Annotated in this window: 14 protein-coding genes and 1 tRNA gene; 11 read left to right on the top strand and 4 right to left on the bottom strand. The window is 51.1% G+C overall.

Features of this window, described 5'->3' with window-relative positions:
- Positions 1-11 precede the first annotated feature (11 nt).
- The 3 genes from mtrB (at position 12) to pyk (ending at position 3,072) form a co-directional block, all read left to right on the top strand.
- Positions 12-239, top strand: a complete 228-nt coding sequence (gene mtrB / locus SLIP_RS08480; RefSeq protein ID WP_013175863.1) for a trp RNA-binding attenuation protein MtrB — start codon at positions 12-14, stop codon at positions 237-239.
- Positions 240-303: 64 nt separating this feature from the next.
- Complete coding sequence (pfkA, locus tag SLIP_RS08475) at positions 304-1,263, top strand: 6-phosphofructokinase (RefSeq protein ID WP_013175862.1); 960 nt, start codon at positions 304-306, stop codon at positions 1,261-1,263.
- Between the two features lie 63 nt (positions 1,264-1,326).
- Positions 1,327-3,072 (top strand): pyruvate kinase, encoded by a 1,746-nt coding sequence (pyk, locus tag SLIP_RS08470; protein WP_013175861.1) that lies wholly within the window; start codon positions 1,327-1,329, stop codon positions 3,070-3,072.
- A 62-nt stretch (positions 3,073-3,134) separates the two neighbouring features.
- Here pyk and SLIP_RS08465 read toward each other — a convergent pair whose 3' ends face one another.
- The 3 genes from SLIP_RS08465 to SLIP_RS08455 all read right to left on the bottom strand — a co-directional run bounded on the left by SLIP_RS08465 (position 3,135) and on the right by SLIP_RS08455 (position 4,278).
- On the bottom strand, positions 3,135-3,638 hold the full coding sequence (locus SLIP_RS08465) for a peptidoglycan-binding domain-containing protein (RefSeq protein WP_013175860.1): 504 nt from the start codon (positions 3,636-3,638) through the stop codon (positions 3,135-3,137).
- A gap of 65 nt (positions 3,639-3,703) precedes the next feature.
- Positions 3,704-3,961, bottom strand: coding sequence for a DUF4911 domain-containing protein (locus SLIP_RS08460; protein WP_013175859.1), 258 nt, complete (start codon positions 3,959-3,961; stop codon positions 3,704-3,706).
- 104 nt (positions 3,962-4,065) lie between these two features.
- Positions 4,066-4,278, bottom strand: a complete 213-nt coding sequence (locus SLIP_RS08455; protein WP_041433553.1) for a TOBE domain-containing protein — start codon at positions 4,276-4,278, stop codon at positions 4,066-4,068.
- 251 nt (positions 4,279-4,529) lie between these two features.
- Here SLIP_RS08455 and SLIP_RS08450 point away from each other — a divergent pair, with 251 nt between their 5' ends.
- Positions 4,530-5,450, top strand: coding sequence for a uroporphyrinogen III decarboxylase (locus tag SLIP_RS08450; protein ID WP_013175857.1), 921 nt, complete (start codon positions 4,530-4,532; stop codon positions 5,448-5,450).
- Positions 5,451-5,457: 7 nt separating this feature from the next.
- Complete coding sequence (gene recO / locus SLIP_RS12135; RefSeq protein WP_013175856.1) at positions 5,458-6,210, top strand: DNA repair protein RecO; 753 nt, start codon at positions 5,458-5,460, stop codon at positions 6,208-6,210.
- A 34-nt stretch (positions 6,211-6,244) separates the two neighbouring features.
- Here the strand turns inward: recO and SLIP_RS08440 are convergent.
- Positions 6,245-6,332, bottom strand: a tRNA-Leu gene (locus SLIP_RS08440).
- 199 nt (positions 6,333-6,531) lie between these two features.
- Between SLIP_RS08440 and polA the strand changes: the two genes are divergently transcribed.
- The 6 genes from polA to SLIP_RS08410 all read left to right on the top strand — a co-directional run bounded on the left by polA (position 6,532) and on the right by SLIP_RS08410 (position 13,622).
- Positions 6,532-9,147: a DNA polymerase I gene (gene polA / locus SLIP_RS08435; RefSeq protein WP_013175855.1), complete on the top strand. Its 2,616-nt coding sequence runs from the start codon at positions 6,532-6,534 to the stop codon at positions 9,145-9,147.
- Positions 9,140-9,943 carry a bifunctional DNA-formamidopyrimidine glycosylase/DNA-(apurinic or apyrimidinic site) lyase gene (gene mutM / locus SLIP_RS08430; protein WP_013175854.1) on the top strand — a complete coding sequence of 268 codons (804 nt, stop codon included), beginning with the start codon at positions 9,140-9,142 and terminating at the stop codon, positions 9,941-9,943. Before polA ends, mutM begins: the two co-directional genes overlap by 8 nt.
- 109 nt (positions 9,944-10,052) lie before the next feature.
- A complete protein-coding gene (gene ytaF / locus SLIP_RS08425; RefSeq protein WP_013175853.1) occupies positions 10,053-10,685 on the top strand; it encodes a sporulation membrane protein YtaF in 633 nt (210 codons plus the stop codon).
- A 15-nt stretch (positions 10,686-10,700) separates the two neighbouring features.
- Positions 10,701-11,330, top strand: a complete 630-nt coding sequence (gene coaE / locus SLIP_RS08420) for a dephospho-CoA kinase (protein ID WP_013175852.1) — start codon at positions 10,701-10,703, stop codon at positions 11,328-11,330.
- Positions 11,331-11,337: 7 nt separating this feature from the next.
- Entirely contained in the window at positions 11,338-11,925 is a 588-nt protein-coding gene (locus SLIP_RS08415; RefSeq protein WP_013175851.1) for a lytic transglycosylase domain-containing protein, read from the top strand.
- Positions 11,926-12,026: 101 nt separating this feature from the next.
- A complete protein-coding gene (locus SLIP_RS08410) occupies positions 12,027-13,622 on the top strand; it encodes an ABC transporter substrate-binding protein (protein ID WP_013175850.1) in 1,596 nt (531 codons plus the stop codon).
- The last annotated feature ends 6 nt before the right edge of the window (positions 13,623-13,628 follow it).

The raw sequence follows: 13,628 nt of genomic DNA, 5'->3' as shown, positions 1-13,628 counted from the left end.
GAGGCGAACGTATGGAGAGGGATTACGTTGGGGAAGATTATGTGATAATCAAGGCTTTGGAAAACGGCGTCACTATAATCGGTCTGACTCGGGGAAAGGAAACCAAGTTTCACCATACTGAAAAGCTTGACAAGGGTGAGGTAATGATCGCCCAGTTTACCGAGCATACTTCAGCCATCAAAGTCAGAGGGAAGGCAGAAATACTGACTCGTTTCGGTTTGGTTACCACAGAACTGTAGTTTGGGAAAAGAAATCAATCCAACCTCGGAAAGGGCCCCAAAGAAAGGCCAAGGAGGTGATGGGATGAAGAAGATCGCGATATTGACGAGCGGCGGCGATGCCCCGGGGATGAACGCAGCGGTGAGGGCTGTGGTTAGGGCGGGCATATACGCGGGATACCAGGTTTTCGGTGTTACCCGCGGTTTTCAGGGTCTGATAAACGGGGACTTCGTTGAGATGACCCTGGGGTCGGTAGCGGATATAATTCACCGGGGCGGGACTATCTTGAGAACCTCGCGTTGTGAAGAGTTTATGGAAGAAAAAGGGAGACTCCGGGGTTTAGAGGCTTTAAGGGATGCAGGCATTCAGGATGTCATCGGTATCGGCGGCAATGGCACGATAAGAGGACTTTATGAGTTCTCGAAACTGGGAGTAAATACCGTTGCCATTCCCGGAAGCATTGACAACGATATCCCCTACTGCGACATGTCCATCGGGTTTGACACCGCGGTAAACACGGTGGTGAGTGCCATCAATCGAATCCGGGACACGGCAACAGCCCACGAGCGCATTTTCATCGTCGAGGTGATGGGACGGGAATCCGGACACATAGCATTGACCGCCGGGCTGGCCGGCGGGGCCGAAAGCATACTTATCCCGGAGGTTCCATTTGACTTGGACCAGGTCGTGGAGAGGCTTAAGCAGGGGATGAAAAGAGGCAAGCTGCACAGCATAATCGTAGTAGCCGAAGGCTGTTGCGGCGCTTACCCGTTGGCTAGAGAAATCCAGGCCAAAACCGGCATGGATACAAAGGTTACAGTTCTCGGGCATACCCAACGGGGGGGTATGCCGAGTGCCATGGACAGGAACCTGGCGTCACGCATGGGTAAACGAGCAGTTGACCTTATCGTAGAAGGCAAAGGAAATATGATGACCGGCTACCAAGGGATGAAGATTGTTGATGTGCCTTTGGCTCAGGTCATCGAGGGCAAGAAGGATATTGACCTCGACATCTGCGAGATCGCTCGGATATTGTCTATCTAGTTTTGGAGCTTGAGAGAAACAGGTCTGGACAGGACCTTACGAAGTAAAAGGGGGGGACCCGCCTTGCGGAAGACCAAAATCATCTGTACCCTGGGACCTTCCACCGATGATTATGAGCGGCTAAGAGCTTTGATCACCAACGGCATGAACGTGGCCCGTTTGAATTTTTCACACGGCACTTATGATGAGCATGAGCGCCGCATCCGCATGGTGCGTGAGGTGGCGCGGGAACTGAATGCGGAAGTAGGGTTGATGCTTGATACCAAAGGGCCGGAGATCAGGACCGGGCCCTTGAAAGAAGGTAAGATAGAGCTGCGTCCTGGTCAAAAGTTCGTTCTCACCAACCGTCCGGTTGAAGGTAACGAAGACGAGGTCCAGATAAGTTACCATGAGTTACCTTCGCAGGTAAAAGCGGGTGACTGCATATTGATCGCTGACGGCGTCATCCAGCTGTCTGTTTTAGAGGCGAACGACACCGACATCGTCTGCCAGGTGGTTGCGGGAGGAGTACTCGGTGAAAGGAAAGGCATAAACCTGCCGGGTGTGAGAACCAACCTGCCTTTTTTGAGCCAGAAAGACATCGAAGACATTAACTTCGGCATCCAGCAGAATATGGATTTCATTGCTGCCTCGTTCGTAAGGACGGCCGATGATGTTTTGGATATCAGACGCATATTAGAGGAAAAGGGAGCCGACATCGATATAATCGCTAAGATTGAGAGCCAGGAGGGGCTGGACAACCTGGATGACATAATAAAGGTTGCTGATGGCGTCATGGTCGCCCGGGGAGACCTGGGGGTTGAAATACCTACCGAAGAAGTACCTCTGGTGCAAAAGGTTATAATCGAGAAATGCCGGGCTCAGGGTAAGCCGGTGATAATTGCCACCCAGATGCTCGAATCGATGGTAAACGTGCCGCGCCCCACCCGGGCCGAAGCGTCAGACGTGGCTAATGCCATATTTGAGGGGGCAGACGCCATTATGCTGTCGGCAGAGACCGCAGCCGGTAAATATCCGGTAGTTGCGGTGGAAACCATGGCGCGAATAGCCCGGCGGACGGAGATGGCTTTGCCCTATGAGAACATGCTGGCGGCAAGACGATTCGAAGGCAGGCGTACCGTGACCGATGCCATCAGTTATGCCACCTGTGCTACCGCTACCGACCTGGGGGCCTCGGCCATTGTTACTGCTACAAAATCGGGCCATACGGCGAGAATGGTGGCCAAGTACCGTCCCCGGGCTCCGATCGTGGCTACTACGCCTTCACCCGAAGTGGTACGCAAGCTAACTTTGGTATGGGGGGTATACGCGCTCACGGTCCCGGAAACCCACGGAACTGACCAGATGATAGAAACAGCCCTGGATGCCGCAGTCAGGCGAGGGCTAATCTCCCCCGGTGACCTGGTAGTCATAACCGCAGGTACTCCTGGAATCCCTGGGACTACCAATCTACTGAGAGTTCAAGTAGTAGGCAAGGTGCTGGTTAAGGGAACGGGTATAGGTAGCCGGGCCGTTACCAGTAAGGCGCGGGTGATACTGGATCCGGGCAAACCGGGCTCGTTTGCTCCGGGAGATATAGTGGTGGCAGTCGGAACAGACAAGGACTATATGCCGTTGTTGGAAAAGGCCGGGGGGATTATCACGGAACAGGGAGGCCTGACTTCTCATGCAGCCATAGTAGGTATTAACTTGGATATTCCTGTCATCGTTGGAGCCGCCGAGGCAACCCGTGTCATCCAAGACGGAGAAACCATAACCATGGATACGGCTAGGGGACAAATCTACCGCGGCCAAGCCCAAGTGCGGTAAACGGCGTTATTATTTAGACGCTGATTAACGCAGACTTTGATGAGTTTAACAAAAAGCTTAGCTTAAGGCCTTAGTTTGGTCACCTTTTGTCTCAGCACCTGGGTGATAATGGACGTTAAAGTCTCGGTGTCGAGATAACCAGTAGCCGCTAAGTGGTTTTTTTCTTGGAACTGCTTCACTGCCTCGGGTAAACTAGATGCATCGTAACCGAGATTTTGCAACATAGCCTTGACCTCTTTGACTTCATTTTCAGTCAGGACCAAAAGCTTAGTCGAGGCAAAGGCGTCGCTGGAACGCAGTGAATTCACGGTTTGTGGTTGGCCGTACCGGGATAGAGCAGAATACGAGGCCTTTTCTGCTATCGAGGAGGCGTTCGGGTCAGGCACCGAAGGTGCTTGATTTTCATCGGAATCTGCCGAATTGGTTTTAGCCGTGCCGGTGTCCGTGTAAGTCTTGCTTAGGTGAGGGACCAGGTACTCGCGAGTACTTATGAACCCCAGGGTTGTCCCTATGATCAGAGCAGAACAAATCATCAAGACCAAAAAAACGACTGTTCCCTTTTGCACCTCTCATCCCCTCCCGGTTTGACATCATTTTACTTGATTGGTTGAAAGCTTGGCAAACCTTTTCCTCATTCAACCTCTACCGCGAAGGCTAGGTGGTTGACTATTGCTTGCAGGTCAAACCGGTGGGGAGGAGTGGTGTGAAGAATGATTTTTCCTTCTTTTGGGTTGACTTGGGCGGGAAAAGCCAAGTGAGAGTATCCTTCCATGATCGCCATGAGAAAGTGAACGTTATCGGGGCTCACCCTCAGTTTAAGGGTATGCCCTGGCGAAGGATTAGGCTCGACCCTTGCTAGCCTGCTGTCTCCGCGATAACGCTTAGCCATTGCCAACCTCCCCGTGGTTTTGTCCCTATTCTATATTTAGCACCGGTACGATTTCAAGTATCTGGATTTCATTCAACCTTGGCTCACACACCGTAGCCCCGTTCTCACTTGGTGTCTTTTATCAACATCACCGAAGTGGCGTTGAACATGGCAAAAACTTCATCACCGGGACGCAGGCTCAGAGCATCGGCCGCGCCCGCCGTGATTACGGCTGTTACCGGTTGGTCGCCTATATCTATTACAACTTCTGTCATGCCTGAGCTTTCCTTTATGCTGGCCACTTTCCCGACTAGCTTGTTCGGGGCGCTGATTCTCACCAATATCTCCTCCTTCGTGAGTTTTCCCAGCATCATATCCGCCGGCAGCATGTCTTCGCCTATTATTTTTTGCAAATGCTCCAGTATATATTTCTTCTTTAACCGGGGAACGCCCGGCACAATTTGTCACGTGAAACCAGAGCGGGAGGGAAAGTAGGCCGTTATTGTGACCTGTAGGTACTAAGTATGGCATAATAATGCTGTGAAGTTTACGAAAAAGGTTACTTTGACGGAGGAGAACATTTCATAATATGAACCACAGAAAAAGAGTACTGGCTTCCATAAGACATCAGGCACTGGACCGGATTCCATTAGGGGAACTGGTTATTCCGGACGGGTTAGTGGAGAGGGCCTTTGGGGTAAAGCCTCGGGGCGATAGGGCCAGGCTTTGTTTGAGAAAAGAGTTTTTGGAAGAGTTGGGAATGGATCTGGTGGTGGTGGATGCTTCAAGGCAGATGACAGGAGATAGCATAGGTAGCAAGTCTTGCGCAGTCAGTGAGGTTGAGTTCTGGGCCCGTGAAAGCGACTTTTTTGTTTTCGTGCTTTTTGAGGGTGGTTTTACTAGGGCTTTGAATCTGTTCGGGTGGCAAGACTTTTTCCGGGTTCTGGCCAAATCGCCCGGGGACGTTGTGTCGGTCATCGGGGAAACCTGCCAGAGCTTGGAGGGCACGGCATTGGAGATGCTGCAGGCTGGGGCCGACGGTATTATCATCGGTGATGACATCGCTTATGGAAAGGGGCTTTTCGTAAGTCCCGAGCTTTTACGGGAGGTGTTGTGGGGACCTTTGGCCAGGATGATGGAGAGGATTAAGGTGAGGGTGGGGGCCCCGGTGTTCTTCCATTCGGAAGGCAACATTTGGCAGGCCTTGCCCGATATCGTTGGTGCAGGCTTTGACGGGGTACATTCTCTGGAGCCGAGTTCGGGCATGGACTTGGGGGAGGTACGAAGGGTTTTTGGGGAGACTTTGTGCCTGATGGGTAATTTAGAAGTTCAATACCTGTTGTGCCAGGAGGAATCCGATTTGGTTCGAGAGGTGACCGGCATATTGGAAGTGGTGGGTAACGGAGCCGGGTTCATCTTTAGTACAACCGGGGGGCTTATCGATGAGGTGGATCTGGTAAAGCTCAAGAGAATGTGCGAATTGGTTACGAGCTGGCGACCGAGCTGGTGAGGGCAGAATGGCAAAATACTACATAACCGAAGCTATAGTTTTAAAAAATCAGGATTTCATAGAAACCGACAAAATAGTAACGTTCTTTGCCCGTCGGGAAGGAAAATTGAGGGCGGTAGCCAAAGGCATTAAGAAACCGAACAGTTCTCTGCGAGGAGCGGTACAGCCTTTTTGTTTTTCATGCCTGCACCTTAGCCGCGGGCGCGAGTTGGATCTGATTACTCAAGGAAGGATCATCGAGTTTTTTGGGTATGTACGGGATGACATGGTTAAAACGTTACACAGCCTGTATTTGATGGAGCTGCTGGATAAAAGCCTGGCCGAGGCCGACCCGCACCCGGAGGTTTTCGATGCCACATTGACTGTTCTCCGTTGTCTGGAGGATGGACCGTTTTCTCCTCTGGCTGTTCGCTGGTTTGAACTGAAGCTAGCCCGAGAATTAGGATATGCGCTCGGTTTGCAGAAGTGTATACTTTGCGGTCGCGGAAAGGCGGTTGTTCTCAGCATCAAAGACGGGGGTGTTCTCTGCGACCGGTGTAATCGGGCGAGCACGGATAACCTTATTTTCGCATTGGATGGTGAGCTTTGGGCTTTGTTACGCGACCTGGAGCAGAAGGATGTTTCTTTCTTGCAAAGGGTGAAGCCGTCTGCTCGAGCTTTGCGGGTGGCTGAACAGATACTGGAAAGGCACCTCGAATACCACCTCGGGCACAGGTTTAACACCAAAAGCGTTATAAGAAACCTACTGGAGGATAAATAAAAAAGGGGTGCATACAACCCCTCAAGTTTGGCTATGGTGGCCGAGGTGGGATTCGAACCCACACGAGGGTTGACCTCACTTGATTTTGAGTCAAGCACGTCTGCCAGTTCCATCACTCGGCCGTCTGTCGATGATATAATTTGCGGCTTTTGCAACGACTATTATACCACAGCACCGCGTTTTTGCAAGGGCAAAGAAGGGAGATGCCAGAATGAAGGAAATGCGGAGGCTGAAGTAGAAAGCTTTGTTCGGCCCCGTAAATGAGCAGGCGTCGTGAGCGTCTGTGTGATTCAAATCTCAACAAAAGGTGGTTTAAGAACATTGGGTCAAGAACGTGTGATGATTATAGACGGGAACAGTTTGCTTTATCGAGCTTTTTATGCTTTGCCGCTGTTGCGTAATCGGCGCGGTACTTTTACCAATGCGGTCTACGGTTTTCTCAACATGCTGTCTAAAGTGCTATCGGAATACCAGCCTTCACATATCATAGTAGCTTTTGACAAGGACCGGAAGACGTTGCGCTCAGAAGAATATGGCGAGTACAAAATTCACCGACCGCCGGCTCCGCCTGAACTTAGAGAACAGTTCGGGATTTTGAGAGAGGTGTTAGAAGCTCTGAACGTTTCCTACATCGAAATGAGCGGTTATGAGGCAGATGACATCATTGGGACCTTGAGCGTCAGGGCTGGGGAGCAGGGTTTACCCTGTATTATCGTGACCGGGGACCAGGATGAACTGCAGCTGGTTTCACCGGGAATCGAAGTTTTGGTAACGAAAAAGGGAATAAGCGAAATGGAAAGGTACGATTTACAGGCTGTACACGGGAAATGGGAGGTCTCTCCTTACCAGTTGCCGGACGTAAAAGGTTTAATGGGAGACGCTTCCGACAACATTCCGGGTGTGCCTGGCATTGGCCGAAAGACCGCAATCAAACTGGTAAAGCAGTACGGCTCGCTGGAAGGAATCTACGCCAACCTGAATGAGATTACGCCCGTTAGGTTGCGGGAACTACTCACGGCCCACAAAGACCAGGCTTTTCTCAGCCGCAAGCTGGCAACTATTGTTAAGGATGTGCCTTTAGAAGTTGAATTCGAAAAACTGAGACGGCGACCTCCGCAGCGGGAACGGTTGGTGAGGGTTTACCAGGAGCTCGAGTTCAATTCTTTACTGAAAGATTTGGACAAGGATAAGCCGCCCGCCGAATCGCCTACAGGACCAGTAATCGTGGGGGATGCTGGCCAGGTACTCGACATAACCCGGGATCTAAGACCGGATGAAGAAGTTAGCCTGTATTTATTAGCCGACTATCACCACCCGATGTGGGCTAAGCCCAAGAGCCTTTTTGTCGCCAATGGCGAAGATGTTTATGTGTTCGAAATGGAGCAGGACCCGCGGGCTGCCTTGGAAAAACTGCGGGCGTTTTTGGAAAACGAAGAGATTGGGAAACTGGTGCACAACGGTAAGTTCATAGAAGTTGTACTCAAGAGGTACGGGTTGAAATTCGATGGCGTGCGTGGCGATACCTTGTTGTTGTCGTACGTGCTGGATCCGGGTTTTTCTGGGGAGACGCTCAGCGAACATCTTTTTCATTATCTGGGTGAAGTGGTCGATGAAAAGATGGATCCGGGCCTCGCCGTTCGTGGGCTGAAAAAACTACACCAAGTTCTGGAGGAAAAACTGGGGAGCCAGGATCTTGTAAACCTTTACAAGGTCGTTGAATTGCCGCTGTCTCCAGTTTTAGCCGATATGGAGTTTACCGGGATTAAGGTGGATCCGAGAATTCTAGCGGAGATTTCCCAGGAGTTAGCTCTCCGCATAGCCGAAGACCAGGCCCGCATTTACCAGGTGGCCGGGCAGGAATTCAACATCAACTCTACTCGCCAGCTGGGCAAGGTATTGTTTGAAGATCTGGGCCTGCCTCCGGTGAAGAAGACCAAGACCGGGTACTCGACCAGTGCCGAGGTGCTGGAAGAACTGTATGGATCCCACGAGATAATCGAACACATCGTCGAATACCGGACTTTGGCCAAACTCAAATCCACCTACGTCGATACGTTCCCCGGGTACATTCATCCCGAAACAGGAAGGGTCCATACGGTTTTCAAACAAGCGGTTACTGCTACAGGGCGTTTATCCAGTGTTGAGCCTAATTTACAGAACATCCCGATTCGCATGGAAGAAGGCAGACGTATCAGGAAGGCGTTCGTGCCGGGTGACGAAAACCATATCCTGCTCTCGTGCGATTACTCCCAGATCGACCTGCGTTCACTGGCTCATATGAGCGGCGACGAGAATTTAATCGAAACTTTTCGCCAGGGGATTGACATTCACCACCGAACTGCTTCCGAAATATTCAAGGTCCCCCTGGATCAGGTGACTCCGGATCTGCGGCGGAAGGCCAAGGCGGTGAACTTCGGCATAGTTTACGGGATAAGTGATTTCGGGTTAGCCAGGGGGACAGGGGTTACCAGGGAAGAGGCCAAGGCTTACATCGAGAGATATCTGGACAGCTACCCCGGGGTTCGCAGGTACATGCAGGAAGTAGTGGCCATGGGGCGAGAAAAGGGTTATGTTTCGACCGTACTGGGACGGCGGCGGTATCTTCCTGACCTTTTAAGCAGTAACCGAACGGTGAGGAGTATGGCGGAAAGAATGGCATTAAACGCTCCGATTCAAGGAACATCGGCTGATATAATCAAGCTGGCTATGCTGTCAGTATACAGGGAATTGAAGCGGCGTAACCTGCGTTCGAGGATGTTGCTGCAGGTTCACGATGACCTGGTTTTCGAAGTGCCGTTGGAGGAGCTTGAGGAAGTGGCCTTGCTGGTGCGAGACTGCATGGAAAACGCCTTTGAACTGAAGGTGCCACTGGAGGTAGAGGTCAAGGTGGGAGCCAACTGGTATGACATGAAACGGTGGGAAATCAGCAATGCCTGAATTGCCTGAGGTCGAAACCATCAAAAGATCGCTTGCGCCCATAGTTGGCAAGACGGTCACCGGTTTGATGGTGTTGAGATCGGACATAGTGAAACGATGCGATTTCGGGGTCAAAAATGCTGTCGGTTCCGAGATCATCGATGTTACCCGCCGGGGCAAGTACCTGGTAATAAAGTTAAGCTGTGCCCGCCACTTGGTGGTGCACCTGGGAATGACCGGGCGCTTATTGATGGTGGCGAGCAGCGAGCCAATAGCAGCTCACACCCACATGGTCATAAATCTAGAAGGGGAAAAAGACGTGCGTTACCAAGACCCTAGGCGCTTTGGCAACATTAGTTTTGTAAAGGATACAGGAGGTTTTTTTTCTTCCTTGGGACCTGAACCTCTAGACCCGTCATTTGGACCAGAAGAACTGGCTCGCCGGCTAAAGCGGCGGTCCGCTTCCATCAAGCCGGTTCTGCTGGACCAAGGGGTAGTAGCTGGCATCGGCAATATCTACGCCGACGAAATCCTTTTTGCCGCCGGCCTTCATCCAGCTCGGGGGGCTTCCGAGTTAAACGAGTATGAGATCAGCCGTCTTCATGCCGCGATAAAGGAGGTAATAACCCGGGCTATCGAATGCCGGGGGACGACTTTCCGCGATTACCGCGATGGGTTCAATCAGCCCGGGCAGTTTCAGACTCATTTGGCGGTGTATGGCCGATACGGTCAACCCTGTCCCAAATGCGGCCAGCCTGTGCAAAAGACCGTGATCGGAGGCCGTACCACCCATTACTGTGCGATATGCCAAGAGTAGCCTTCGCCCAACTACGTGCTGAAGGACACGCACCTGTTCATACTCCGGCCCATATAGTAACTGTAGCTGTTAACGGTTTACGGAACACGGGAGAGGGGTATGAGCGGGAATGGAATGGATGGCCATGACAATGTTCGCCTTAGCTTTGAGTTTAGATGGATTTGGGGCGGGAGTGGCTTACGGGCTAAGAAACATAGCTATACCCTGGCTTTCTTTAACAGTAATATGCTTGGCCTCGATGACGCTTGTCGCTTCTTCTATGGTACTGGGGCGTGGTATTGCTGTTTATTTGAGCCCCCATGTTGCAGGAGCCGTCGGAGCTGCTATTCTTGTCATAATAGGTGTGGGAATTATTATAGGAGCACTGAAACCGGTCAGGGACGAACGTAAGCAGAAAGATTATACTCTTCTTTGTTTGAACATCCGGCCTCTCGGTATCATTATACAGATAATGAAAGAACCTGGCTGCGCTGACTTCGATGCTTCAGGGGAAATAAGTGCGCGGGAGGCCTTTTTTCTGGGTTTAGCCTTGGCTATGGATGCGATGGCTGCGGGACTAGGGGTAGCGATGACCGGCTATAACATCGTCATCACAGCTCTTATGGTTGGTATCGCTGAGTTCTTGATGGTAAAGACAGGGCTTGTAGTAGGCAAAACCGTCACCAACGGGTTCTTGAAAAAAACGTCCACGGTGGTCGCCGGCTTGATACTTGTGTCTTTAGGTCTGTTGAAAATAGTCTAGGAAAGAGTGGTAGACATGAGGGTCATTGGGCTTACCGGGGGGATAGCTTCCGGTAAGAGTACCGTTTCCTACATACTCAAGAGTTTGGGCGCCGTGATCATCGATGCGGATAAAGTGGCCCGCAAAGTGGTGGAGCCGGGGCAACCGGCATGGCAAGACATAGTGAAAGAGTTCGGGCAACAGGTTCTTAACGAAGATATGACTATCAATCGCGAGGTCTTGGGAAAACTGGTTTTCAGCGACCAGAGTTTGCTGGCGAAGCTCAACCGTATAACTCATCCCAGGGTCATCGAGTATTTTAGAGAAGAACTGGCACGTATGGCGCGAGAAAACCCCGAGGCGGTGGTGGTATTGGACGTGCCGCTCCTTTTTGAATCAGGTATGTACCGGTTGGCGGACGAGATTTGGGTGGTTTGGGCGGATGAAAAGGTTCAACTGGAACGACTGATGGAAAGAGAGGGTTTTACCCCGGAAGAAGCCTGGCAACGAATAAGAGCCCAAATGCCTCTCGAAGAGAAAGCGAGAAGGGCTGATAGGGTCATAAATAATTCAGGAACATTGGATGAAACGGTTGAGCAGACCACCAGATTTTTCTACGAAACAATCTCTGCCCATGACGATAAGATTAAAGAAAAGAAAAGGTAGTGGTCGCGTGCCGAGGTTGCGTGCTATCCCCGGCCACAGGGTTGTCTTGCTATTGTGGCTGGTATTGTTTTTGTTTCTGATAATGGTCCTGTCTTTCCCTCAATGGGTTACTTTCTTTTATCCCTTACCTCACCGGGAATACGTGTTCAATTATGCCAACCAGTTCGGGGTTGACCCGTATTTGGTTTTTGCCATCATACGGGCAGAAAGCGAATTCAAAACCCAAGCCCAGTCGGCAAGGGGAGCCCGGGGCCTGATGCAAATAATGCCCGAAACCGCGAGATGGATCTCGGAACAGATGAACCGGACCGATTTTGAGGAAGAGGAGCTCGACAACCCCCAGGTTAACATCGAAATGGGGTGTTGGTACATCGCGGATTTGATACAGGAATTCGGGGGGCGTTTGCCACTGGCGGTTGCTGCATACAACGCTGGCCGTGGTAACGTGAGGAAATGGCTGGTAGAGGGTATCTGGGACGGGCGTAAAGAAACGGTAGACGACATTCCGTTTGCCGAGACGAAAAGGTACGTCAAAGTAGTGCTGACCGATTACGAAATATACCGCACGATATATTCAAGTCAGGGTTACAGATAAAGCGGAGACAGGGCAGGGCTTTTGGCGGCTTTATGTCACTAGGAATATATGGTAACCTCCTTTAATATAAATGGGTTAGGATTACGAGGGGGGTTATCCAGTTGTACGTTTCAAGCCGCCGGCTGTCAGTTGTTGGGGCGTTGTTAGGGCTTTTTCTCCTCTTGAGTTGGACATACTGGTCACGCAGCACTTACACGGTCAGTCTTCAGTCTAGACCTTTCATGGTGGGGATTGTTGGATATATCAAGACGTTAGACCCCGCTTTGGTAACTACTCACCAAGAAAAACTGGCGGCATCCACGATTTACGAAGGTTTGGTCAGGTACGATGAAAGCACGGGGACCATAAGGCCAAATTTAGCCCAAGACTGGAAGATATCTAGTGACGGGAAGGAAATCAGTATTACTCTTAAGAGAAATGTACGGTTTCATAACGGTAAAAGGCTCAAAGCCAGCGATGTTAAGGACTCCTGGGAACTGTCTTTTGACAAAACCAAGTGGGACAGGAAGTGGCTCTTCTTCCCTATAGCGGGGGCGAAAGAGAGACTTAACGGGAAAGCTAAGGAACTTGCAGGGGTCAGGGTAGTCGATGAAGATACCTTAAAAATCACCCTTGACCGTCCGGATGCTGCTTTTGTTTCTTCTCTGACAAATACGGTTTTTTGGATAAGGGATACCAAGGATCGAGGGCAAGTTCTGGCCGGAACCGGGCCTTTTAAATTCCAAGAATTAGCCAACGGTAAGGTGACGGTGACCAGGTACGACCGCTATCATCGGGGAAGGGCTAAACTGGGCGAAATCCAATTCATCAGTTATTCCGACGTAGAAAAGGCTTGGGCGGATTACACGGCGAAGAAGCTGGACTACCTGGATGAGGTGCCGCTAGCTAAAGTCAAAGAGATACGGACCAGTACCTATTACCACGGTCTGTTTACAGTGAAGCCCGTGCAAGCCATTTATGCTCTAGGGTTTAACGTTAATCGCGAACCGTTTGCCGATAACCACTATCTGCGGAGAGCGTTGAATTACGCTGTGGACCGCCAAACGATTATCGATAACATTAATGGTGGCCTGGGGGTACCGATGAAAGGAGCATACCCTATGGGGCTTGCGGGGTATGACCGGGGAATGTCTGGGTACGACTACGATCCGGAACGAGCCAGGGAGCTCTTGGAGGAGGCGGGATATCCAGACGGGCAGGGGTTACCTACTTTAACTTTGGTTTTCAATGAAAGCCCAGGCCACCGGAGGGTAGCAGAAGCGGTGGCGGCCCAGCTTGCTAACGTTGGCATCAGTGTGAAGTTGCAGGGCGTTACCTGGGAACAGTACCTGAAGGGCTTGACCAACTGTTCCTACCCGTTTTTCCGGTTGGGATGGGAGGCAGATTATCCGGATATCGACGGTTTTCTATATCCTTTGTACTACAGTCAAAACGTGGGAATCGGCAATTTTACTGGCTATTCTAACCCCCAAGTAGATAAGATAATCGACACCGCTCGGTCGGAAACGGTTAGCAGTCGGGAACGCCTGAACCTTATGAGGAGAGCAGAAGCCGTCATCGTGGACGATGCACCGATGTTGTGGCTTTACCAGCGGGAGGCTTTTAAGATGATAGGGAAGGAAGTGCGAGGCTTTAAACTGAATACCATGGAGATGGTAGATTGGCTGACTTTGGAACTCGAAACGGCTGGGAGCTAAACCGTC

The sequence above is a fragment of the Syntrophothermus lipocalidus DSM 12680 genome, assembly GCF_000092405.1.
In the GTDB taxonomy this organism is placed as follows: Bacteria; Bacillota; Syntrophomonadia; order Syntrophomonadales; family Syntrophothermaceae; genus Syntrophothermus; species Syntrophothermus lipocalidus.
Note: the sequence above shows the minus strand (reverse complement) of the source record. Positions and strands in the feature narration are given on the sequence as shown.